The organism is Pseudomonas sp. Nvir (assembly GCF_963778085.1).
Classification (GTDB): Bacteria; Pseudomonadota; Gammaproteobacteria; order Pseudomonadales; family Pseudomonadaceae; genus Aquipseudomonas; species Aquipseudomonas juntendi.
Genome location: NZ_OY970405.1, coordinates 2,979,953 through 3,003,090, shown reverse-complemented (window position 1 = coordinate 3,003,090; position 23,138 = coordinate 2,979,953). Strand labels below are relative to the sequence as shown.

Here is a 23,138-nt window from a genome sequence, read left to right as displayed (position 1 = left end):
AACCCAGCCTGCGGCTGGTGCTGATGGTAGTGAGTTCAGCAATGGGGGGAGGTTCATCGAGCGCCGTGTGACGCTGAACCTGCCCCTGCCCAGCACCGCTGCCGGGTCAATGCCCGCCACGCATCCGCCGGGCGAGCAGGTAGATGCCCAGCCCGACCAGCGCGGTAGCCGCGCCGATGTAGCCGGTGCTGGTCCAGCCCATGCCGGCGGTAATCGCCATACCGCCCAGCCAGGGCCCCAGCGCATTGGCCAGGTTGAACGCGGCATGGTTCGACGCTGCGGCCAGGCTTGGCGCTTCATGGGCAATGTCCATCAAGCGGATCTGCAACGGTGCCGCCAGGGCGATCATGGTGCCCACCAGGCCGATGCCCAGCAGCAGGCTCCAGAGCGCCTGCGCGGCAACGGTAAAGAACAGCAGCACGGCGATCGACCATACCAACACCCACCCCACCGCACGGAACTGCAACCGGTCGAACAGCTTGCCGCCTGCAATGTTGCCAACGATACCGCCCACACCGAAGGCCGCCAGGCCAAACGGAATCCACTGCGGCGCGACCTGGGTCACCTGCAGCATGGTCGGCGCCAGGTAGCTGAATACACAGAACATGCCGGCAAAGCCAATGGCCGCGATGCCCAGTGCCATCCACACTTGCGGCAGGGCAAAGGCGCGCAGTTCCTTGCGTGGGTCGCTGCGCACCTCATCGTGCGGCTGGGGCACGAAGCGCCAGACCAGGGCAATGGTGCACAGGGCGATCACGCCGACCAGCACGAACGCCGAGCGCCAGCCAAAGTACTGGCCGAGGAAGGTGGCTACGGGGTTGCCTAGCAGCATGGCCAGCGTCAGGCCCAGCATCACCCGGGCCACGGCCCCGGCACGCTGGTCCTTGGCAACCATGCTCGAGGCCACCACCGCGGCGATGCCGAAATAAGCACCGTGGGGCAGGCCGCTGATGAAGCGGAAAGCCACCAGGCCGCTGAAGGAAGGGGCGAGGGCGGTGGCCAGGTTGCCCAGCGCATACAGCAGCATCAACAGCAGCAGCATGTGCTTGCGCAGTAGTTTGGCGCCCAGAATCGCCAGGGTCGGCGCACCGACCATGACCCCCAGCGCATAGGCACTGATGGCGTGGCCCACTTGCGGTTCGCTCAACTGCAGGTTGCTGGCAATGTCGGGCATCAGGCCCATGATGGAAAATTCACCGGTACCGATGGCGAAGCTGCCCAGCGCCATGGCGGCTTCCATCTTGGCGACGGCGCTTTTGCTGGGCGGCGGGGGGAGTTGCTGGACTGACATCTGAATCCCTTGTTGGGCCTATGTTGAAACATGCTGAAACGTTCAAGGCGGGATGATAGTCAATCGGTGGGCGCAACGTCGAGGCAGCGCCGCCGCTCAAACCAGGAGCCAGGCGCCGATCAGCGCTCCAGATAATGCGTTTGTGCGGCGAAATCGATGAAGCGTTTGCTGGCCAGCGACAGGTATTCCCCTGAACGCCAGCACAACCTGAAGCTCATCTGCTGTGCCGGGCGGAAGGGTACGCCGACAATGCCCGGTGTACGCTGCTGCACCGAGCGCAGCAGGGTGGCCACGCCCATGTTGTCCAGTGCTGCCTGCACCACCAGCGAGACGAAATTGCTCTGCAGGGCCACTTGGTAGGTAATGCCGTGTTCGGCGAAAAATGCGTCCAGCAGGTGGCGCTGCACGAACGTCCGGTCGAATACCACCATGTCGGTATTGCGCAGGTCTTCGGCGGTGAGAAATGCCTTGCCGGCATAAGGGTGGTCGGGGTGCATGCACGCCAGCATCTCGTCGCTGCCCAGCAGGATCGACTCCTTGTCCTGAGGTACGCGCCGCGATTCCAGCAACGCCAGGTCGATTTCCCGTTGTTCGAGGCGCTGGCCGATGTCGGCGGCGCTGCCCTCGAACACGGTCATGGCGATACCGGGGTACGACTGACGGAACGCGTTCATCAAGCCTGGCACATAGTGCAGGCCGAACATTGGCGGGATACCCAGGCGCACTTCGCCGCGCTTTAGGTCCGCCATGTCGCGCAGCTCCTGCCGGGCCACATCCATTTCGCGCAGGGCAGAGGCTATGCGTGGCAGGAACTGCTCGCCCTCGGCCGTGAGCAGCACCTTGCGGGTGGTGCGGTTGAACAGGGTCACGCCCAGCTCTTCCTCCAGCCGGGTAACCGCCATGCTCAACGCAGGCTGGGCTATGTGCAGGTGTTGCGCTGCTTTGGTGAAGCTGCCTTGGCGGACGATTTCGACGCAGCAACGCAGTGCCTTGAGGTTCATTGGGGCGTACGACCTTTCGTAGTCATTGCATTCATAACGAACTGTGATGCCACGCATCATAACAATATATTTATTATTATTAACCAGAGGGCCTACGATGCGCGGCACTGAGACATCCTGCAACATCTCAGTCACGCAGCCGATCTCGCTGCAATCCCCCAAAGATTTTGAGGTAGTATCCTAAATGGCCAAGGCCGCCGATGTCGTTGTGCAATGTCTGGAAAACGAAGGTGTCGAGTATGTATTCGGCATTCCTGGTGAGGAAAACCTCGACCTGCTCGAATCCCTGCGCAAGTCGAAGATCAAACTGGTACTGACCCGTCACGAGCAGTCTGCAGGCTTCATGGCGGCTACCTACGGTCGCCTGACCGGCAAGACCGGCGTCAGCCTGTCGACCCTCGGCCCGGGTGCCACCAACCTGGTCACGGCCAGCGCCTATGCCTACCTCGGTGGCATGCCGATGATGATGATCACCGGCCAGAAGCCGATCAAGAAGTCCAAGCAGGGCCGCTTCCAGATCATCGACGTGTGCGGCATGATGGACCCCATCACCAAGTACACCCACCAGTTCGCTTCGGCCGACAACATCCCTTCGCGCATGCGTGAAGCCTTCCGCCTGGCTGAAGAAGAAAAGCCGGGTGCCGTGCACCTGGAATTGCCGGAAGACATCGCCGCTGAGCAGACCGACGCGCTGCCGATCCCGCGCAGCCTGCACCGCCGCCCGCTGGCCGAGCACGTGGCCATCGAAGCTGCCATCGAGAAATTGCGCACCGCACGTAGCCCTATCCTGGTGATCGGCGCCGGCGCCAACCGCAAGATGACCGCCAAGGTCCTCAAGCAACTGGTCGATAATACCGGTATCCCATTCGTTACCACCCAGCTGGGCAAGGGTGTGGTTGACGAGCGCAGCCCGCGCTTCCTGGGTAACGCTGCGCTGTCGTCCGGCGATTTCGTGCACCGTGCGATCGAAGCGGCGGACCTGATCGTCAACATCGGCCACGATGTGATCGAGAAGCCGCCGTTCTTCATGGTGCGTGGCGGCACCGAAGTCATCCATATCAACTTCCGCTCCGCCGAAGTCGATGCCGTGTACTTCCCGCAGGTTGAAGTGATCGGCGACATCGCCAACGCCGTGTGGCAGATCGCTGAAGGCCTGGGCGACACTTCGCACTGGGACTTCACCCGCCTCATGGCAATTCGTGAAGCCAACGAAGCGCAGATCGCCGAAGGCGCCGACGACGACCGCTTCCCGGTCTACCCACAGCGCCTGGTGGCCGATATCCGTCGCGTGCTGCCGTCCGAAGGCATCGTGGCCCTGGACAACGGCATCTACAAGATCTGGTTCGCGCGTAACTACAAGGCGCACAAGCCGAACACCGTGCTGCTGGACAACGCGCTGGCGACCATGGGCGCCGGCTTGCCATCGGCCATGGCTGCACACCTGGTCTACCCGGATCGCCCGGTGATTTCGGTGTGCGGTGACGGCGGCTTCATGATGAACAGCCAGGAACTGGAAACCGCTGTGCGCCTGGGCATGCACATCACCGTGGTGATCCTGCGTGACGATGGCTACGGCATGATCCGCTGGAAGCAGGCCAACATGGGCTTCACCGATTTCGGCCTGGACTACGGCAACCCGGACTTCGTCAAGTATGCCGAAGCCTACGGCGCCAATGGCCACCGCGTGGAAAGCGCCGACGGCCTGCTGCCGCTGCTGGAGCACTGCATCAAGACCCCAGGCGTGCACGTGATCGACTGCCCGGTCGACTACAGCGAAAACGACCGCATCCTCAACAGCGAGCTGCGTGAGCGCGCGCTGGCGGTCTGAGCCTGGGCAGCCCACCTCGGTGGGCGCGTCCTGGCGCCGTGAAAGGGCCAGCGCAATGCGGCCCTGAGTCTCCAGCTGACGCTTTGGGGCTGCCTGCAGGGTGGCCCCAATCGTTTCACCCGCAGGTAGCTGCGCTCAGCCCTCAGCCCGAGGGCCCCGCCAGGCGGCGGCAGACAACCGCTCGATAAAGAAATCGGCCAATGCCTGTACCTTGCGTGGCCGACTCCGCGCCGCAGGGGTGACGAAATACAGGCCGCCCTGGGTCATGCTCCATGCCGGCAATACCCGTTCCAGGCGGCCATCGGCCAGGTAATGCGCCGCAATGAACTCTGGCAGTTCGGCAAGCGCGACACCTGCCAGCAACGGCGCCACCAGTGCATCCGAGTTGGTGACCCGCAGCGGTGCTCGCGGTGTTACATCCTGTTGCGTGCCATCGGCGTGGGTAAAACGCCTGACGGGGGCGGCACCCGCGCGCTAGCGAACGGGCCGCCTGTCCCGGGTGGGGTACAAATGTACTCCTTGAGCGCAAGCGCTTGAAGCGGGGTGTGATCAATGCTCTCATCCCGCGCTTGCGCTTATGGGTTTTGAACGATGAACCGTCCGCTTTTTGTCTCTCTCGATGGCCCTAAAGGCACCGGCAAGACCACCTTGCTGGAGGCCGTTACGCAAGCCCTCAGGCTGGGCGGGCACAAGGTGGTCCGCCTGTGCGAGAGAAACAACGATCCCTACCGCGGCGATACCATGGCCCTGGTCAACAGGCTTGCCCGCAACCCTTGCCAGGCGCTGGAGCATGAGGTTTGCCAACGCTTTGCCGACAGCCGTGCCTGGATTTCCCGAAATGTGCTGCCCCGGCAACCGGCCAGCAGCATCATCCTGATCGATCGCTGGTACCCGTCGGACGCAGCCTTCCGCCGCAGCGTGCCGTTTGCGCAGATCCTGCAGTTGAACCTTGAGCGCGGCGTGCAGGTGCCGGACCTGCACGTGGGCGTGGTCACCGCCGCCGAAACCTCCTGGGCCCGGGCGGCTGCGCGCACCCGCGGGCTGCGCAGTACCGTCATCCACACCCTGGATGAACAGCTAGCCTGCACCGAGGCGTTCGAACGTGCGGTTGCCGAACAGGGCTGGGTGCTGTGCCGCAATGAAGGCACGGTGGAGCAGGCCAGCTGCCAGATCGTGGCTGAAATACACGCAGTGCTGCGGCAGCTGTAAGGCCCACCGAGCCACCCTCGCCGGTAGCTGCACCTCGTGCTCGCGGCGGATGCGAACCTCGGCCGCCTGCTGGCACCACCCTCAGGCCTCGATCGACGAGTGGTGCCCGGTGATCAGCCACTGGTCGTCGATCCGTTCAAAGGTGAACAGGAAGCGCGCGGGCACCACCCGCTGAACGCCTGCTTGGCGATAGACGAACGTATAGAGCCCACCGACCACCACGGTGCCGAGCTTGCGGCTTACCCGTTTCTTGAATACCTGGATGTCACACACCAGCCCATCATTGGCCAGGAAGTTGTCGAAGTAGTTGCGACGGCTGTCGTCGCAGTCCCGTACCTGGTTCGACAGGGTCGGCACCAGGATCGCATCTGGTGCATAAAGCGCCAGCACCTGGTCGACGTCACGCGTGGCGACCGTCGCCGCCCAGCGATAGAGCGCAGCCTTGGCCCCCGCCAGGCAGGCCAGTTCAGTGTCGGCGTAGGGTTCGGCGGCAGAAGTGTGAGAAGCGCGCATGCGGATTACCTGTAATGCAAGAAGAGGGTGACGGGGAAATACCCGCTGGTATACAGTGTTATAACATAACATTTTAGCAGTGAGTGATGGGTCATGCCGTTCCGGTTCAAGCAGCCAGCCAGTGTCAGCCACGGGGACGCGCGTTCATGAGCCGTATTCTGATCAGAAATGCCCGGCTGGTGAACGAGGGCAAGGTGTTCGAGGCCGATGTCTTCATTGCCCGCGGCCGAATCGACAAGATCGCCGCCAGCATCGAGGGCATGAATGCCCCTGTGGAGATTGATGCCCAAGGCCGCTGGCTGGTGCCTGGCATGATCGACGACCAAGTGCACTTTCGCGAACCCGGCGCCACGCACAAAGGCTGCATGGCCAGTGAGTCACGTGCTGCCGTGGCCGGTGGTATCACCAGTTTCATGGACATGCCCAACACCAGGCCGGCCACCTTGACGCTGGCGGCCCTTGACGACAAGAAGGCCCGCGCTGCCAGCTCATCGGTTGCCAACTACGGTTTCCATTTTGGGGTGAGCAAGGACAACCTGGAGACCGTTGCCCGTCTGGATCCCCGGCAAATTGCCGGGGTGAAGGTATTCATGGGGGCCTCCACCGGCGACATGCTGGTTGATGACCCCAGGGTGCTCGAGCGGCTTTTTGCCTGTGTACCGACGGTGTTGCTGGCGCATTGCGAGCATACCCCTTCGATCATTGCCAACGAAGCCCGCTACCGTGCGCAGTTCGGCGCAGGCATCACGCCGGCGATGCACCCGCTGATACGCGATGCAGACGCTTGCTGGCGCTCGTCCAGCCTGGCGGTCGAACTGGCAAACCGTTTCGCTACCCGTCTGCATGTGCTGCACCTGACCACTGCCAGGGAGTTGCGGCTGTTCGAGCCTGGCCCGTCGGCCCACAAGCTGATCACCGCTGAGGTGTGCGTCCACCACCTGCTGTTCGATGACCGCGACTACGCAAGCCTGGGCAATCTCATAAAGTGCAACCCGGCGATCAAGACCACTGCCGATCGTGACGCGCTGCGCCAGGCCTTGCTGGAGGACCGCATCGATGTGATCGGCACCGATCATGCCCCCCATACGCTGGCAGAAAAACAACAGCCTTACGGCTTGGCACCTTCCGGGTTGCCGTTGGTGCAGCATGCACTGCCAGCGCTGTTCGAGCTGGTCGAGCAGGGGCTGCTGCCGATCACCCAGCTGGTGCGTAAAACCAGCCATGCGGTCGCCGACCTGTTCGCGATAGAGGCACGTGGCTACCTGCGCGAAGGCTACTGGGCTGACCTGGCCCTGGTCGAACGCCTCGACGCACCCAGGCCGGTTGGCCTCGACCCGGTCCTTGCCCACTGCCAGTGGACACCTTTGCAGCACCACTGCCTGCGCCATCGGGTCACGACCACGATCGTGTCCGGGCAGTTGGCCTGGCATGAGCACAGCTTGAACGCGCACTGCCAAGGCTTACCGCTGGCGTTCAATGGCCAGCGGCGCTGAAACGCAACCCTCCACGCGAGAACGACTGCAATGACCGAAGACCAATTGCTCCGCATGCCTGAAGCGGCCTATATGGACGCTGCACAGCTGGCCTTTTTCCGTGATCTGCTGCTGGTACAGCGGACTGAGCTGCAAGCGCGAATTTCCCGTGAGTTCGAGTTGATGCAGCAGTTCGAACCCAGCAGCGACCCCTCCGACCTGGGCACCGTGGAAGAGCAACGGCACTGGCAACTGCGCTTGCTGGAGCGGGAGAAAAAGCTGCTGGACAAGATCGACGAGGCTTTGGAGCGTATTGCCCGCGGTGAGTACGGTTGGTGCAAGGACACTGGCGAACCCATTGGTCTCAGGCGCTTGCTGCTGCGCCCGACAGCCACGCTGTGCATCGAAGCGAAAGAGCGTCAGGAACGCCAGGAGCGGCATATTCGCGAGGATTGAACAGCCGTCAGCAAGGAAGCCAAAGGGGCGCGTCACCGCAGCGTTGTAGGCGGGTCTTGCGATGGCCGGCATTGACTCCCCCCGGCTGATTGCTTACACGTGAGCACTCACAACAACAATAAGAGTGGCGCGCTGTGACAACCATGGCCTCTTGCAACGGCGTTGCCCATGCGGTTTCGTTGCTGCGTACCTATACACAAGCCGCGTTGAGCTTTACCGCAGACCGGGTCGAGGCTTGCGATGCGCGGCAGGCGTCGGACGTGCTTGCAGCCAATTACAGCGCGAACCGGCTCGCCGTGGACAACCGCGATGGTGCGCTTGCCATGCAGCTGCAGCGCCGCGCTGTCGGTGAATTGCAGGTGGCCAGTTTGCGCTTTGGCGTGCCGGTCTGACCAGACGCCCACCTCGTTTTTGCTGGTCAGCACCCAGCTACAAGGCAGCGCGACCATCCACACGCCAAAAGGGGTTTACTCCGGCGGGGGCGGGCTGGTGATGATCGATTCACTGGAAGACCGTATCAACAAGGCATTCAGCGAGCAGTACCGCCGGCGCTTCGGCGAGTTGCCGTCCAGTACCCCAAGGGCCTGATCAAAGGCTCAGGAGTTCGGCCACGGGGAACTGGTTGGTTGTTTTCATCTCGCGCAACGACAGGTTGGACCTGATACTCGCCACGCCGGGCAACTTGCGCAGCACCTTGTCGATGAAGCGGCTATAGCTGTCCAGGTCCTGGGCGACAACTTGAAGCAGGAAGTCGGCTTCGCCCGTGGTGTTGTGGCAGCTCAGCACCTGCGGAGCCGCCGCGATGATCTTTTCGAACTTCGCGGTCGCCTCTTCGCTGTGGTCGGTGCAGGAAATCTGCACGAACGCCATCACCCCCAAACCCAGCTTCTTGCGGTTGAGTATGGCCTGGTAGCCCTCTATCACGCCGCTCGCTTCCAGCCGCTTCTGTTTCCTCCAGCATGATGCCTCACTCAGGCACAACTGCTCGGCCAGCTTGACGTTCGACAGCCTGCCGTCACGTTGCAGCCTGTCCGCTATTGCAATGTCTACTTTGTCCAGTGCGTCGGCCATGCGCCAATCCTTCACAATCAATGAGCTTTCTGAAGGTTTATTTCACTTGCGCACCCATGTCAACCGAACTCTGAAAGGTAATTTCAGCCGTTTTCTTCATACTGATAGCCGCCGAAAAGCGCTGCTCGGGCGCTGCCGGAAGCACGACTCATCCAACCGTTTTCAGCAGGGGTAAACGTCATGAAAGCTGTCGTCTACGAAGCCTTTTCTCAGCCACCGCGCTTGATGAATATCGCCGATCCAAGCCCGGAGCGGCATGGTGTGGTGATTGAAGTCAAAGGCACAGGCGTGTGCCGAAGCGACTGGCATGGTTGGAAAGGCCACGATCCGGACATACAGCTGCCCCACGTTCCAGGCCATGAGCTGGCAGGCGTGGTCGCCGCCGTAGGCGGCGATGTGACCCAGTGGAAGGTGGGTGACCGGGTAACCGTTCCGTTCGTAGGCGGCTGTGGCGCCTGTGCGCAGTGCCACAGTGGCAATCAGCAGGTGTGCTACACCCAGTTCCAGCCCGGCTTTACCCACTGGGGTTCTTTCGCTGAATACGTGGGTATCCATCAGGCTGACCTGAACCTGGTGGCCCTGCCGGAAGCCATGGACTATGCGACTGCAGCCAGCCTGGGTTGCCGCTTCGTCACTTCATTCCGCGCGGTGGTGGACCAGGGCAGGGTCGGCGCAGGCCAGTGGGTCGCGGTGCATGGCTGCGGTGGCGTGGGCCTTTCGGCGGTGATGATCGCCCAGGCCATCGGTGCCAACGTGGTTGCAATCGATATCGCGGATGACAAGCTGGCACTGGCGCGGGCACTGGGCGCCGTGGCCACCATCAACGCCAGTCAGGTAGCGGACGTGACGGAGGCGGTGATGGAAATCACCCGGGGCGGCGCACATGTGTCGCTGGACGCATTGGGCCACCCGACCACGTGCTTCAACTCCATCAACAACCTGCGCCGTCGCGGCCGGCATGTACAAGTCGGGCTGATGCTGGCAGACCACGCCCAGCCTGCGATCCCCATGAGCAAGGTGATTGCCCATGAGCTGGAGATCTACGGCAGCCATGGCATGCAAGCGCATCGGTACGATGCCATGATGGAGATGATCGGTTCGGGCAAGCTGGCCCCTGAAAAGTTGGTGGGCAAGACCATCAACCTGGCGCAGTCCATCGACGCGTTGATGAACATGGACCGCTTCGATACAGCGGGTGTGACCGTGATTACCGAGTTCTGATACACCAGCAACGGTGGGCTGGCACGGGTTACTGCCGGCGCTGGCCTGAATCGCGGGCAAAAGATAGCCCGCTGCTAGACGGGCCAATGGGAACTGCTATCACACGTAGGGATGGCTCAACGATCGCCCATCGCTTGTGAAAAATGAGTCAAAAAAAGGTGCCGACCTTGTGATCCCGCTGGGTGGGATGTATGGGTGGGGCCTCATGCTGCTGCCCAAGCTCGAATCCGCTCGAACCGGGTAGCTTCTGCTGGAATGGGCTCACGCGATACCGGGTGGGGGTATGTGGACAGCAGTCAACGCTAGTGGCGCGAAAGGTTATGGTATAACATAAATCATCACGGCACTGGCCTTTGGCCTTGCCGCGCATTTGTCTGCCACACAACAACCCACGCCCGACTCAGGACTCTCCATGCGATTCCCCCAAGCATCGTTTGCCATTTTCACGGTAATGTTCACACCTGACCTTGTCGCCGGACAGACCGGCACCTCGACCATCACGCTCGGTGACGTGAACATCACACAGACCGCTGGCGTAGCCTTGAGCACCGAAAACGTGCTGACCTCGGTCGACGTTCTTGGCAGCGACCAGGTGCGCGACAAGAACGTGATGAACAGCTGGCAGCTGTTGGGGCAGATGCCAGGCATCCAGTTGACCGAAACCGGCCAAGGTGCAGAGTCTGGCAAGGTCAGTTTCCGTGCGTTCAACGGCGAGGGCTACATCAACGGCATCAAGACGTTGATCGATGGCGTGCCAAGCAACGTCAACAGCGGCAACCAGCGCTTCATCGACATGATTTTCCCGTTGGACATCGAATACATCGAGGTGGTGCGCGGTACCAACGACCCGCGTTATGGGCTGCACAATATCGGTGGCAACATCAACTTTGCCACACGCCAGGGCGGCAACTATGTCGATAGCCGGGTGACCTACGGCAGCTTCGATACCCGTGAAGTGCAGTTGGCAGTCGGCCACGAGGAGGGCAACTTCGCCCAGAACTACATGCTCGCCAAGCAAGACAGCAACGGCTACCGCGACCACAGCAACTCGAACAAATATGCGTTGGGCGGCAAATGGTTTGTCAACAACGATGACCAGACCTTCCGTGTCGGGCTGATTGCCCGGCTTTATCATCACCAAGCCCAGGAGCCGGGCTTCCTCACCCGTGACCAACTGCACGCCAGCCGTACCCAGTCACCTGCCAAGAACGGCAATGATGGTGACGACCGCGACATGAAGCAGGTGAGCGTGCACAGTGACTGGCAGCTGGCCGATGACCTTAGCTTGAGCAGCAAGCTGTACTACAACAGCTACAACGATGACCGCACTGTCACTTTCACCGATTACCGGCCTGGCAACGCACCTCGCCAGCGACGCCAGTGGGACGAGCAGCAGCGCGGCATGCTCAGCAACCTCACCTGGCGCGCCAACGAGTTGCTGACGCTCGATGGCGGCATCAACTACGAAGAGCAGGACAACCTGTACCGTCGCCTGCGCTACAACTACGGTGTACCAACCGACTTCGACGCGCCGCCGGCGCGCGTGCAAAATGACGACGCTTACACCCTGCGCAATATCGGCGGGTACGTGCAGGCGGTCATTCAGCCTACCGATGCGCTGAAGATCATCCCTGCCATGCGGGTGGATAAATTCTCCGGCAACACCGAGGTGCTCGGCGGCGCCAAGGCATCCCTGCAGGACTATGGCTGGATCCGCCAACCGAAACTCAGCGTGATCTACAGCCTCACCCCCGAAATCGACGTTTACGCCAATTGGGGGCGCACCTTCCAGGTGCTCACCGGATCGGCGGAACCGGCTTACCTGCTACCGGGGCAAGCCTCGTACGACCCGTCCATCAACACGGGCAAGGAGGTTGGGGTGAAATTCCAGCCGTTCCCGGGTGCCCAGGCGCGGCTTGCGCTGTGGCAGCAGGATGCGACCGATGAAGTCGCGAACATGCCCAGCACCGGTACCACGGTGGGGCTCGGCGAAACCCGCCGCCGCGGCGTGGACATGCAGATCAGCGCACAGCTGGATGAACAGTGGACGGTCTGGGCGTCCCACGCGGTTCAGGAGGCGAAAGTGGTCAAGGGCCTGGCTGCCAACGGCCAGTCGCTGTCAGGAAAAGAAGTGTTTTCCACCCCTCGTTACATCAGCAATGTGGGCGTCGAGTACCGCTACAATGACGACTGGAAGTTCGGCGCGCAGGGGCGGGCACAGGGTAGCTACTACATCGATGAGCTCAACGAGCAGGGCAAGTACGGTGGCTTCGTGGTCGTGGATGCCAGCGTGAGTTACCGGATCACCCCGTCCACCAGCGTGGATCTGCAGGTGAAGAACTTGCTGGGCCGCGAATATGAATATGTCTGGTACGACAACTTCTTCTGGGGCGGCAACGACCAGCCGATGTTCTCGCCCGCCCCAGGCCGTTCGGCATTCGTGTCGTTGAACATGAGCCTGTAACAGGCTGGCCGTGCCACAGGCGAGCGTCTGCTCGCCTGCTCGGGGCCACCGTGGCCAGCCCGCTTTGCCATCAGAAGTCGAACGTCACACCGGCATAGAGTGCGCGCCCGTCACCGGGGGCGTGCAGCGAAGCGTGCGCCCCATCCGGGTCGTACCAGGCGTACTCGTAATAGCGGTTGGTCAGGTTTTTCAGCTGCAGGTCCACGCTCATCGACGCACTGACCTGGTAGGTTGCCCCCAGGTTCAGCAACACATAGCCACCGTAGGTGCCTTGGGTGTTCTCGCGCTCCAGGTAGTAGTGGGTCTGGCCGTTTGCCCAGGCGCTCAGTTGCAGGGCAGGCGTGGCCTGGTAGTTGATGCCGGTATTCCACAGGTGGTGCGGCACATGGTCGATCTCTTTGCCTTTGCTGCCAGGCAGGGCGCTACTCGGCTCGAGGATCTTCGAATATTGCCATGAGTACGACATCCACATCTCGGTGCGTTCGCTCGGGTGCAGGTTGACCTGCAGGTCGTAGCCCCAGCGCCGTGTCTCACCAACATTGTCCGACTCCCCGCTGGGGTCGTTCAGGCGACGGCTCACTTCGCCAGAGGCGTCCTGACGCCAGTACGCCACGCGGCCATCGACCCAGCTGGCCGGGGTGAACTTGACGCCGGTTTCCCAGCCTTCGTTGATCGAAGGGGCCAGGTCCTCATTGCGCGGCGGCACCTTGTAGGCTGCGGCGCCGGTCCCGACCTGGAAGGTGCGGCCCCAGTTGGCGTAGACGCTGGCAAACTTCCATGGCGAATAGACAATGCTGAGCTTGGGCTGCTTGATCAGCCCGTAGTCGTTGATGTCGTAGTCCTGCCCGGTCATCTTGTTGGTGAAGTCACCGCTGATCTTGTCCACCCGGTAGGCCGGCACGATCTTCAACGATGGGAGCGGCTCGATCTCCGCCTGCACGTAGGCACCGACCGTGTTGAAGGCGAAGTCCTGTTCGCGTGTCTGCGCCTGGCGTACACGCTCCACGGTGCGATAGCGCTCGCTGCGGTTCTGTTGCTTTTGCACATCGCTGCCACCTTCCAGCGCGAAGGCGTGCAGCCAGTCCACCTGTGGCCGCCAGGTCAACGAGGTAATGGCACCGTACTGGTCTTCGTAGGTGTCTCGTTCCTGTTGCGAGCTGGTACGCCAGTATTGAGTCCAGCGACGATCGTCGAAGGTATTGAGGTAGGTCTTGGCTGACCACGACAAGGTGTCGGCCAGGTCGGTATCGAAGTGCACGCTGACTTGGTTCATCCGCCGCGTCCCCTTGTCCGTGGCGTTGTAGTCATTGCTCATGCGCGGATGGTGGCGGGCGTCATCCTCGGTCAGGTAGCCCGCCTCCTGAGCTTCTGACTCGTAGTGACGGGCAATCAGACCAAGGCGGTAGCTGCCATCGTCGGGGGTATAGAACCATTTGCCGCCGAAGCTGTAGCGCTCGGTATCGGCATGGTCACGGTAGCCATCAACCTGCTGGCGAGCGAAGAAGTAGTTCTGCGTCCAATTGCTGGTCTCGATGCCCTTGGCCAGTTGCACCTCACGCGTATTGAAGCTGCCGTAGCGCAGGCGGGCCTTGTTGTAGTTGCCCCCGGTGCGGGTGTGGATATTGACGTTACCGGCGATGTTGTTGAGGCCGTAGCGTGGATCGCTGGTACCACGCACCACCTCGATGCTGTCGATGTCCATGGGAAACACCGAGTCGATGAAGGGCATGTTGCCGTCGTTGGTGTTGCTGGGGATGCCATCGATCAGCAACTTCACGGCGTTCACTTCGCCTTCGCCATTGAAGCCGCGAAACGACAGCTTACCCGAGGTGGTGCCCTGGTTGAATTCGGTCAGCAACACCCCGGGCGCGCGCCTGAACAGCTCCCAACTGTAGGCCGCCGGCATTTTCTCGAGGATGTCTCCGCCCAGGATGTCCACCGAGCTGAGCACGCTGCTGGTGGCCAGCGGGCCGCTTTCGGTACTGGTCACGTTGACCGCGCCAAGGGTGAGGGTGGAGTTTTCAGCAGGCAGTGTTTCGGCCACGGCCAGTGTCAGGGGGCTGAGGCTGAACAAAGCGAGCACGGGCAAGGCAGCACGTGCGGTACAACGGAACGCAGGCATGGAAAGTTTCCTGGCTAGACAGTCGGGCAGGGCTGCGCACCGCAGGTCACGGGGCAGCTGTTGGCAATCAGCGACGGGTCAGGCCAGGGGAGAGGCGCGGGGGTTGAGCTTTGGCCACTGCTCACGCGGCAGTGGCAACCTGTGGCTGTCACCGAGCAGAAGCGCATCGGGCCAGAACCGCGGGAACAGGTGGCGATAGTAGTCGCTGGCCAGCAGGCTATGCCCGGCATGGCCACAGCAGCAGTCGCCCGCCTGGTGTTTCGTGTCCGGCTGTTCATCGAGTTGTGGCAACTCGGCCTTGAGCTGGGCCAGCAGTGACTTGGGCAGGCTCTGTGCACCGTGCAGGCTGCAAAAGCTACCGAGAATCAGGGATTGGCTGTCGACGCGGGGTGTTTGCAAGGCACGGTCGAGCGGCATCGCCAGCAGGTTGAACAGCACGGCGAAGCAGGCGAACAGACAGAGATGCGCACGCGCTCTTGAAAGCATGAATCACCCATGAAAACGTCGCGCGCATTAAGCCGTATCGGTGACGGGCAGTTCAAGTTCCGTGACGCGCTATTTTGTCGCATGCGCTAATGATCGCCGTCGTGTCTGGCGCCATTACAGAACTTGCGCAGGGCTGGAGCTCATTGTCATTTGGGTTTGAACTTGAACCGCGTTAGGATTCTCTAACTAGCACCCCACCCATTTCGGAGTAAGTACATGTCGCGTCTGGCAGAGTTTCGTCAGCTTGAACAAAAACTGGCCCAGCAATTGGCTGAACTTGAAGCGCTCAAAGGCTCGTCCGAGCTGCAAAAAGAAATCGAGTTTGAGACAAAACTACGCGACCTGCTCGCCGAATATGGATACAGCCTGCGGGACATCATCAATTTGCTCGATCCGCAGGCCAACCGTCAGTCAGCACCTGCTGCCACAGCGAAAGCACCGCGTCGTGCCCGACAGGTCAAGCAATACAAGAACCCGCACTCTGGCGAAGTTATCGAGACCAAAGGCGGCAATCACCGCCAGTTGAAAGAGTGGAAGCAGCAATACGGCGCTGATGAAGTCGAAAGTTGGGTCGCCCGCTAACTCGTACCGCGCACAACTGATCAAGTGGGGGCGTTCTGTGCCCCGTCGCCGGCATGCCAGCTCCCACAGGAACAGCACAGCCCTCAAGCATTGCATGGTCCTGTGGGAGATTCTATGGTTTCTGGCAAGGGTAGCCGCTGCATCTTCAGTGCCTGTGAGATTGAGCGCCGCCCGCGCGGCGCATCGCGAGCTGCGCTCGCTCCTACGTTTGTTTCGGGCCAGTAACCCCTGTGCCAGATGCGCGCGGCCGCCTTGTTCGTACGACGCGATTTTGAGGCATGCGCCAAGGCGTTCGCGCGCAAATCCCACAGGAATAATTGGCCCGAAACAAACGTAGGAGCGAGCGCAGCTCGCGATGCGCCGCGCGGGCGGCGCTCGCTCTAACAGGCGCTGCATACCTTGTGGCAAACACCTGTCAGCCCTGATGCGATCCCCGTGGGAGCTGGCTTGCCGGCGATTGGCTGCGCAGCAGCCCCATTGGGTATTACTCACACTGAAGTGAACTACCCGCTAGCGGTGGTGCACAGCTTCCCAGCGAGATACAAGCCCATTACAATCGCGATGAATTCGTATTCTCGTTTTCGCGTGGGTAACAAGATGTCCGGATCGGTCACGGAAACGACGCACCATCAACACCTGCACAGGCTGTATCAGGATCACAACGGTTGGCTACGTGGCTGGTTGCGCCAACGCTTGAGTAATTCGGCGGATGCTGCCGATCTTGCCCAGGACACGTTCGTACGCGTAATGGTCGCGCGCACTGCCCATTCGCTGCAGCAACCGCGTCATTACCTGGCGACCATCGCGCGGGGGTTGGTCATCGACCTGTATCGCCGCCGCAGCCTGGAGCAGGCGTACCTGCAAGCATTGGCGTCCAGGCCGGACGTTCATGCGCCCTGTGCCGAAACCCGGGCAATCATTCTGGAAAGCCTGCTGGCCATAGACCGCATGCTCGACGGCCTGGGGCTGCGTACACGGCAAATATTCCTTGCTGTGCAACTGGATGGGCTGACGTATGAGAAGACCGCCGAGCGTTTCAATGTGTCGGTCAGCACCGTGCGCAAGCACCTGGCCAAGGGCCTGATGCACTGCCTGTTGATGGACGGCGAATGAACCAGGTACTGGCCCAGGCGGTTGAATGGCATGTTCGCCTCAATGACAGCAGCGCCACCCAGGCCACCCGCGCGCAATGGCAGGCCTGGCTGGATGCCGACCCCGTGCATGCACAAGCCTGGCAGCGTGTAGAGCGGTTGCAACAACGTTTGAGCCTGGCACCCGCTGGCGTGGTCTCCACCACCATCGAGCAGGCACGCCAGCATAGAAGGGCGGTACTCAAACAGCTGGTCGTGCTGCTTGGGGTCGGTGCAACCGGCTGGGCAGGCTACCGGGCTTCGCCTTTTGCAGCCGACTACAGCACGAGCGTCGGCCAACGGCAGCGGCTGACGCTGGCCGATGGCAGTGTACTGGTGCTGGATACCGCCACGCGGGTGGATGTGCTGTTCGATGCCCAGCAACGGCTGATCGTGTTGCGCCAAGGTGCCATTCTGGTCGATACCGCAAAAGATCCTCGCGCCCTTAGCGTGCAGACTGCGCAGGGGCGTGTCGAGGCGCTCGGCACCCGATTCACGGTGCGTCAGGACGATGGCACTACCCGGGTTGCCGTGCAAGCGCATGCCGTGCGGGTCAGGCCGCAACTGGGCCTCGGCCAGGCACTGCGCGCCGAAGCGGGGCAGGCCGTGAGCTTCAGCGCAACCACCATAGGCCCCCTGCAGCCAGCGCCAGAACAGGGCTCTGCGTGGGCGCGCGGCATGCTGGTTGCCGTGGACTGGCGCCTGGATGCGGTACTGGCCGAGCTCTCCCGCTATCGCCACGGTGTGCTGAGCTGCTCGCCTGATATCGCCGGCCTGCGGCTCTCCGGTACTTTTCTGCTCGACGATACCGAGGGCGCGCTGGCCAACCTGGAGGCCTCACTGCCGGTTCGGGTCCGCCGCCTGACCCGTTACTGGGTAAGGCTGGAACGCCAGGCGGCATGACGGTGAATTTTTCTGCATAGAGGGGTAACAGATTTTCATTCCTGTTTCGGCTCTACCTGCATGTGCGCATCAGACGCACCCATTGCCAACGCTGACAGGAAACCTTTCATGCAAGTACGCCCCCTCTTTTCTGGCCTTTGCGGCCAACCCACAGCACGGGCCCTGTGCTTTGCTGGCGCCGTATTGGCGGTGACGCCTGCCTGGGCCAAACCGATCGACTATGACATCCCCGCTGGCACGTTGGCTGCCGCCTTGAGTCAGCTCGCTGCCGCCAGTGGCGTGATGATCACCTTCAGCTCGGAACAAACAGCGGGCTTGAGCTCGCCAGGGCTGCACGGTAGCTACGAGGTGGAGCAAGGTTTCGCCCACGTGCTTCAGGGCAGCGGGTTGCGCATTGTGCAGGCTGGCGAAAAACGGTTCGTACTCGCCAGCATGGAACCCGGCGGGGCCCTGCAGCTGGGCGCTACCACCATCGATGCAGCAGGCCTGGGCGCCATCACGGAAGGGACCGGCGCCTACACCACGGGTGCCACCAACGCCGCCACCAAGCTTGCCTTGTCATTGCGCGAGACCCCGCAAACGGTCAGCGTGATGACACGCCAGCGCATGGAAGACCAGCAACTCACCACACTAAGCGATGTGCTGAAACAGACGCCAGGCCTTTCCGTGCAGAACATCGACAGTGAACGCGTGAACATCTATTCGCGTGGGTATGCCCTGGACAGTTACCAGTTCGATGGCATCCCGACCACCTTGATCGTGCAAACCAGCGCAAGCCCGCAGAGCCTGATCGATACCTCGGTCTATGACCGGGTCGAAATCGTCAGGGGCGCCACCGGTTTGATGACCGGTGCCGGCGACCCCTCTGGCAGTGTCAACCTGGTCCGCAAGCGGCCAACCGCCGGGTTCCAGGGCTCGGTCAGTGCCGGCGCAGGCTCGTGGGACACGTATCGCACCGAAGTGGATGTGTCTGGCCCGCTGACCACCGATGCGCGCTTGCGCGGCCGCGCTGTCATGGCTTACCAGCAGGGCAACAGCTTCATCGACCACTACCAGCAGGAGAAGCAAACGTATTACGGCGTTCTGGAAGCTGACCTCACCGACAGTACGCTGCTGACGGTCGGTTTCGACTACCAGAAGAATGACCCGCGTGGCGTATCCTTCGCCAGCTTTCCGTTGTTCTACAGCGACGGCGGGCAGACTGACTTCCCACGCTCCATCAACGCCGGGGCACGCTGGAGCTATCGCCAGCAGAACACGCTCAATACTTTCGCGACCCTTGAGCACGGCCTGGCCAACGACTGGAAACTGAAGCTGGCCGTGAACAACATGTACAGCACCCGTGACTATTCGCTGGCTTCGCTCAGTGGTGGGGCACCTGACCGTGAAACAGGTGAGGGCGCCTACCTTTACGGGGGAGATGGCTATGGCTCCCAGCGCCAATTGGGTCTCGACGCCATGGCCCAGGGGCCGTTCCAGTTCCTGGGCCGCGAGCATGAACTGGTATTGGGCCTGAGCGCTTCGCAGTTTAAGGACTACAGCGACCCGGACGATGACGACCTGGAGATGCGCCCGGCCAATATCCATAGCTGGGACAACGACACCGAGCGGCCGACATCGGTCGGTAAACTGATGAACGACGACACCACGATTCGCCAGGATGCGGCGTACATGGTGGCACGCTTCAAGCCGGCGGACGATCTGTCGCTGATTGTCGGTGCCCGTGTCGGTGACTACAGCTACAAGAAGAAAGCCATCTACAACCCGCCTTACACGCGTTCGTCCAGCACTGCCGAAAGCCGTGAAAGCGGCTTCATAACGCCTTATGCCGGGGTGGTGTATGACCTCGACGACATTCATTCGGTGTACGCCGGCTACACGACGATCTACAAGCCTCAAGCCCTACGAGAGCAAAACGGCAGGAACCTGGAGCCGAGGGAAGGGGACAACTACGAAGTTGGCCTGAAAAGCGAGTTCTTCGACGGCCGCGTCAACACGGCCATTGCCCTTTATGAAATAAAACAGGACAACCTGGGGGTTCCCACGGGCGAAACCGTGGAAGGCACGGTGCGCGAGTCGGCCTACCGCGCGGTGGCCGGCGCGAAAACGCGCGGTATCGACATGGAAATCTTTGGCGAAGTGCTCCCGGACTGGAATGTCAGCGCAAGCTACAGCCATAGCGTTACCAAGGATGCCGACCATGAGCGCATCAGAACCGAAGCACCGGCTAACTTGATAAAGCTCTGGACGACCTACCGTCTTCAAGGGGACCTGAACCCATTGACCATCGGCGGGGGCCTGAACTGGCAAAGTGGCATGAGCGTGACGACGAGCCAGGGCAAGGCGACGCAGGAACAGTATGCCGTGTTCAACGTGATGGCGCGTTATGACATCACCCGGCAGCTGAGCGCTTCTGTCATTGTCAACAACGTGTTCGACAAGCAGTATTTCAGCGCCCTGGACCCGACCTTCTTCACCGGCTACTACGGTGAGCCACGCAATGTCATGTTCAGCACCCGGTACGCTTTTTAACGCGGGGAGGGTGCAGGCCCGCCGACGCCTCAGGCCAGCCTTTGCAGATAGCCCGGCGCGTCAGGTTCTTGAGCCTGGCGATCCTGCTGAACTGGTCGGCTATCCAGGTGTTCAGCGTGCTGGGCACGTCGGTGATCGTGAGTGTTCACAAGCTGTCGTTCGAGAACTCCTTGTGGATCCTGGTGTTGTCCAACCTGGTGGGCTTCATCGGCTACCTGGTTCACGGTTGGCTGGGTGACCGAATTGGCCGGCGCCATCGTGCATGCCATGGGGCCGATCGGCGCCATCGTCGCCGGGCTGGGGATTACCAGCGTTTTGTCCACTGGCGGTGAATGGCACAGCGCGGCGCTCTGGTTCGGCGCGCTGCCTTGCTTCCTGTCGGGCTTGATCATGCTTGCCGCCCGGCATGTCGAACCTCTTTCAGTCAAATAACCAGGAGTTGCCGGGGAAGGCGGCGCACTGGTGGCCATTTCGTCGATTGCCGGTGGCGTGTATGGCTGGCAGGACCACGCGCATTACGCAGCGGCCAAGGCTGGGGTGCCCGGGCTGTGCCGCTCCCTGGCGGTGGAATTTGCCCCCAGGGGCATCCGTTTTGAAACCCCGCTGGTGAAGGGGATCAGCCAGGCGTGGAAGGTTGCCAAGGCCAAGGAGCTGCCGTTGGGCCGCTTCGGCAAGGCTGAAGAAGTGGCACCGATCGCCGTGCTGTTGGCGAGCGAGCCTGGCGGCAACCTGTTCGTCGGGCAAACCCTTAACCCCAATCCCGGCGATGTAATGCCTTGAGGTGAGCCATGTGTGGGCAGCCGCACCACGGCGGCGCCCAGGTGTGTGCACTGGAGTACGACATACCGCTGGACTGGCTTGCCTTCGGGGTTTGGTTGTCGATGCTGCTAAGATGCCACGGAGACCGAATTCTGCGGGTCAAAGGGATCTTGAATGTGATCGATGATGAACAACCTATCGTCATTCACGGCGTACAGCACTGCCTGCATCCGCCTGTGCATCTTCGCCAGTGGCCAGGGCAGGCGCGGCGCTCGCGCCTGGTGCACATCGAGAGTGTCTGGTCGCCTGCCTTGATGCAGCTGCACCGCGAAGGCATTCAGTACCGCCAGGCCGTGCCCAGGGAGGGTTACCGTGGCTGGTTTGGTGGCCTGTCGTTGTCCCGTGCCGTTGAGGGTGGGGTGAAAGATGCGGCCTATGCCTACCTGAACTGGTGGTTGGCAGGTTGGCCAGGCGCGATGATGGCCCGGCAAGGGTTCTACATTTCCAATCCACTGCGCGCGCGCGATCACCTGTCGGCGGCTGAGTGGGATTACTGGTACGAGGGCAAGCCAGCCCGCGAGCAGTTGCTGGGCAGTGATGGCGAACCGCTGATCGAGCCTGGGCAGCTACGCGAAGGGGGCGCCTACGCCGAGCGTGTGGGCCGTATCAGGGTCTGGAACTCGGTGATGGATGAGCATAATTACCTGGTGCGCAAGTGGGCTGATTTTTTGCGGGCGGGTAAATGAGCCGGTCGCAGACCGGCGCCAAATACCCACGCACGCCGGACGGGCGCTATTTCGTCGTCAACGGCCAGCTCTGGCGCTGCAGCAACCCTGCGCTTGCAGACGAAGCGCGCCAGCACCTGGTGGGCGCGTTGATGGAGGCGCGGCGGGCCGTGAAGCAGGCAAAAGCCTGCGACGATGCAGCCGCTTTGAAGCGGGCCAAGGCAGCGGTCAATGATGCCAAGGTTGCATTAGGCGAGCGTGGGCCGGTGTGGTGGGATGACGGTAGCCCTGATTACAACCGCTACAAGGCTACCAACACCCCTTATGCTGCCTGGTACGACCGGCTGGTGGCGCAGCCGTGAAGGCCTTTCACCGCGCCGCCAGGGCCGCGAACCTTGCCAGCGTTCAGCGCCGAACCGATCTGATACGGAGCCTGGCGCCTGCCGGCGCTCGGTGAACTTTTACCAAGGTGGACGACTAGATGCTTTTCGTGGTGCTGCTTGGGGGCAAACACCCCCAGGCAAAGATTGAGGTTCACGACATTGTGTTTGCGGCCGCGGATACGCTGGAGCAGGCATACCCGCAACTACGGGACGGTTGGTTTGGCAGCCCCAAAGGCGTGCACGTCGATGCCTGGATGGCCGTCGATGGGGTTGACAACTGGCGCGTCGAGCTCAGCCCGCTGGCGCCGTCGCCTGAATCCCTGCGGCTCTACTTCATCAACCTGGGCGGGTACGACGCCCAGGCCTTTGGCGAGGCGCACGACTATCTGCTGGTGGTCGCCAGGGACAAACGGGAGGCCATGGCAAAAGGCAAGAAACAGGCCATGGCGCACTGGTCGCAAGCACACAACGATGCAGTGCTGGATGTCGATGACTGCCTGCCCATCGACCAGGTGGGCGGGCGTTTCGTGCACCTTGTGGAGGGGCCGCATGCCGGGGTACGCAGCCGGAACCAGTATATTGTCCTTTGATAACGGTCGTGGCAGTCAGCTTGCTGGTTGAGGCATGGTCAAGCTCGTTTCTGGGCGTAGTATTCGGCCGGCGGGCTTCTCAGTTGAATTTTCCCCGCATTTCCCCCCTCACACGCATGAGTAACAGAGCGCTGTAAGTGGCATGCCACCTACAGCTAACCCCAATTGCCTGGAGGCTTTGCCATGCAACCCGAAACCAAAGGTCATGAAGAGCACGGACCGAGTGGCGTGCCGTTCATCAACGATCCGGAAAAGCCGAGTTCACCGCCTTTGAATGACGCTGATGCCACGGATGCCGCAGAGGCTGAAGAAGACATCGAGGACGATGGCCAAGCGCTGTGAGCAGCAGCGGGTCACGGATGACCATCGTTTCAGCCCGCCCCCTGGCTACTGGGGGCCG

The 23,138-nt window shown here is 61.7% G+C and carries 20 protein-coding genes and 4 pseudogenes; 17 read left to right on the top strand and 7 right to left on the bottom strand.

The genetic code is table 11. The features are described from left to right. Nucleotides 1–106: 106 nt before the first annotated feature. Nucleotides 107–1,291 (bottom strand): MFS transporter, encoded by a 1,185-nt coding sequence (locus AACG97_RS14450; RefSeq protein ID WP_009682270.1) that lies wholly within the window; start codon nt 1,289–1,291, stop codon nt 107–109. Between the two features lie 119 nt (nt 1,292–1,410). Then, a complete protein-coding gene (locus tag AACG97_RS14445) occupies nt 1,411–2,292 on the bottom strand; it encodes a LysR family transcriptional regulator (RefSeq protein WP_009682269.1) in 882 nt (293 codons plus the stop codon). 184 nt (nt 2,293–2,476) lie between these two features. On the opposite strand from AACG97_RS14445, the gene AACG97_RS14440 reads away from it, so the two are divergent. Beyond that, entirely contained in the window at nt 2,477–4,120 is a 1,644-nt protein-coding gene (locus AACG97_RS14440; protein ID WP_054881147.1) for an acetolactate synthase large subunit, read from the top strand. A gap of 135 nt (nt 4,121–4,255) precedes the next feature. Here the strand turns inward: AACG97_RS14440 and AACG97_RS14435 are convergent. After that, nucleotides 4,256–4,576: pseudogene (locus AACG97_RS14435) on the bottom strand (LysR substrate-binding domain-containing protein); the annotation flags it as partial. Nucleotides 4,577–4,711: 135 nt separating this feature from the next. Between AACG97_RS14435 and AACG97_RS14430 the strand changes: the two are divergent. Beyond that, nucleotides 4,712–5,329 (top strand): dTMP kinase, encoded by a 618-nt coding sequence (locus tag AACG97_RS14430; protein ID WP_197886478.1) that lies wholly within the window; start codon nt 4,712–4,714, stop codon nt 5,327–5,329. 81 nt (nt 5,330–5,410) lie between these two features. Here the strand turns inward: AACG97_RS14430 and AACG97_RS14425 are convergent, their stop codons facing one another. Beyond that, on the bottom strand, nt 5,411–5,842 hold the full coding sequence (locus AACG97_RS14425; protein ID WP_009684820.1) for a DUF4440 domain-containing protein: 432 nt from the start codon (nt 5,840–5,842) through the stop codon (nt 5,411–5,413). A 146-nt stretch (nt 5,843–5,988) separates the two neighbouring features. Between AACG97_RS14425 and AACG97_RS14420 the strand changes: the two genes are divergently transcribed. From AACG97_RS14420 to AACG97_RS14410, 3 genes are all read left to right on the top strand, one after another. Continuing rightward, a complete protein-coding gene (locus AACG97_RS14420; protein ID WP_054906192.1) occupies nt 5,989–7,335 on the top strand; it encodes a dihydroorotase in 1,347 nt (448 codons plus the stop codon). Between the two features lie 30 nt (nt 7,336–7,365). Continuing rightward, complete coding sequence (gene dksA / locus AACG97_RS14415) at nt 7,366–7,770, top strand: RNA polymerase-binding protein DksA (RefSeq protein ID WP_009684822.1); 405 nt, start codon at nt 7,366–7,368, stop codon at nt 7,768–7,770. 179 nt (nt 7,771–7,949) lie between these two features. Then, on the top strand, nt 7,950–8,162 hold the full coding sequence (locus AACG97_RS14410) for a hypothetical protein (protein WP_125855654.1): 213 nt from the start codon (nt 7,950–7,952) through the stop codon (nt 8,160–8,162). A 196-nt stretch (nt 8,163–8,358) separates the two neighbouring features. On the opposite strand, the gene AACG97_RS14405 is transcribed toward AACG97_RS14410, so the two are convergent. Beyond that, nucleotides 8,359–8,841, bottom strand: a complete 483-nt coding sequence (locus tag AACG97_RS14405; protein ID WP_144188405.1) for an Lrp/AsnC family transcriptional regulator — start codon at nt 8,839–8,841, stop codon at nt 8,359–8,361. A 180-nt stretch (nt 8,842–9,021) separates the two neighbouring features. Between AACG97_RS14405 and AACG97_RS14400 the strand changes: the two genes are divergently transcribed. After that, complete coding sequence (locus AACG97_RS14400) at nt 9,022–10,062, top strand: zinc-dependent alcohol dehydrogenase family protein (RefSeq protein WP_197886480.1); 1,041 nt, start codon at nt 9,022–9,024, stop codon at nt 10,060–10,062. 412 nt (nt 10,063–10,474) lie between these two features. Further along, nucleotides 10,475–12,526, top strand: a complete 2,052-nt coding sequence (locus AACG97_RS14395) for a TonB-dependent receptor (RefSeq protein ID WP_197886481.1) — start codon at nt 10,475–10,477, stop codon at nt 12,524–12,526. A gap of 70 nt (nt 12,527–12,596) precedes the next feature. Here the strand turns inward: AACG97_RS14395 and AACG97_RS14390 are convergent, their stop codons facing one another. Continuing rightward, on the bottom strand, nt 12,597–14,648 hold the full coding sequence (locus tag AACG97_RS14390) for a TonB-dependent receptor (RefSeq protein ID WP_197886482.1): 2,052 nt from the start codon (nt 14,646–14,648) through the stop codon (nt 12,597–12,599). A gap of 78 nt (nt 14,649–14,726) precedes the next feature. Next, complete coding sequence (locus tag AACG97_RS14385; protein WP_009684831.1) at nt 14,727–15,134, bottom strand: DUF2946 family protein; 408 nt, start codon at nt 15,132–15,134, stop codon at nt 14,727–14,729. A 216-nt stretch (nt 15,135–15,350) separates the two neighbouring features. Between AACG97_RS14385 and AACG97_RS14380 the strand changes: the two genes are divergently transcribed. The 10 genes and pseudogenes from AACG97_RS14380 (at nt 15,351) to AACG97_RS14335 (ending at nt 23,080) form a co-directional block, all read left to right on the top strand. After that, the gene (locus tag AACG97_RS14380) at nt 15,351–15,716 is read left to right on the top strand and encodes a histone-like nucleoid-structuring protein, MvaT/MvaU family (RefSeq protein WP_009684832.1); all 366 of its coding nucleotides are present in this window, start codon (nt 15,351–15,353) and stop codon (nt 15,714–15,716) included. 597 nt (nt 15,717–16,313) lie between these two features. Further along, on the top strand, nt 16,314–16,829 hold the full coding sequence (locus tag AACG97_RS14375; RefSeq protein WP_029886101.1) for a sigma-70 family RNA polymerase sigma factor: 516 nt from the start codon (nt 16,314–16,316) through the stop codon (nt 16,827–16,829). Next, a complete protein-coding gene (locus AACG97_RS14370) occupies nt 16,826–17,749 on the top strand; it encodes a FecR domain-containing protein (RefSeq protein WP_197886069.1) in 924 nt (307 codons plus the stop codon). The genes AACG97_RS14375 and AACG97_RS14370 overlap by 4 nt, the downstream gene beginning before the upstream one ends. Before the next feature lie 108 nt (nt 17,750–17,857). Continuing rightward, complete coding sequence (locus AACG97_RS14365; protein ID WP_197886070.1) at nt 17,858–20,281, top strand: TonB-dependent siderophore receptor; 2,424 nt, start codon at nt 17,858–17,860, stop codon at nt 20,279–20,281. Nucleotides 20,282–20,334: 53 nt separating this feature from the next. Continuing rightward, a pseudogene (locus AACG97_RS14360) lies at nt 20,335–20,713 on the top strand (MFS transporter); the annotation flags it as partial. 6 nt (nt 20,714–20,719) lie between these two features. Next, nucleotides 20,720–21,061 (top strand): annotated as a pseudogene (locus tag AACG97_RS14355) (SDR family oxidoreductase); the annotation flags it as partial. Nucleotides 21,062–21,087: 26 nt separating this feature from the next. Continuing rightward, nucleotides 21,088–21,786, top strand: a pseudogene (locus tag AACG97_RS14350) (GTP-binding protein); the annotation flags it as partial. After that, entirely contained in the window at nt 21,783–22,127 is a 345-nt protein-coding gene (locus tag AACG97_RS14345; RefSeq protein WP_182366031.1) for a hypothetical protein, read from the top strand. The pseudogene AACG97_RS14350 and the gene AACG97_RS14345, both read left to right, overlap by 4 nt. A gap of 119 nt (nt 22,128–22,246) precedes the next feature. Then, entirely contained in the window at nt 22,247–22,738 is a 492-nt protein-coding gene (locus AACG97_RS14340) for a DUF1543 domain-containing protein (protein ID WP_054911546.1), read from the top strand. Between the two features lie 183 nt (nt 22,739–22,921). After that, on the top strand, nt 22,922–23,080 hold the full coding sequence (locus AACG97_RS14335; protein ID WP_009684850.1) for a hypothetical protein: 159 nt from the start codon (nt 22,922–22,924) through the stop codon (nt 23,078–23,080). The last annotated feature ends 58 nt before the right edge of the window (nt 23,081–23,138 follow it).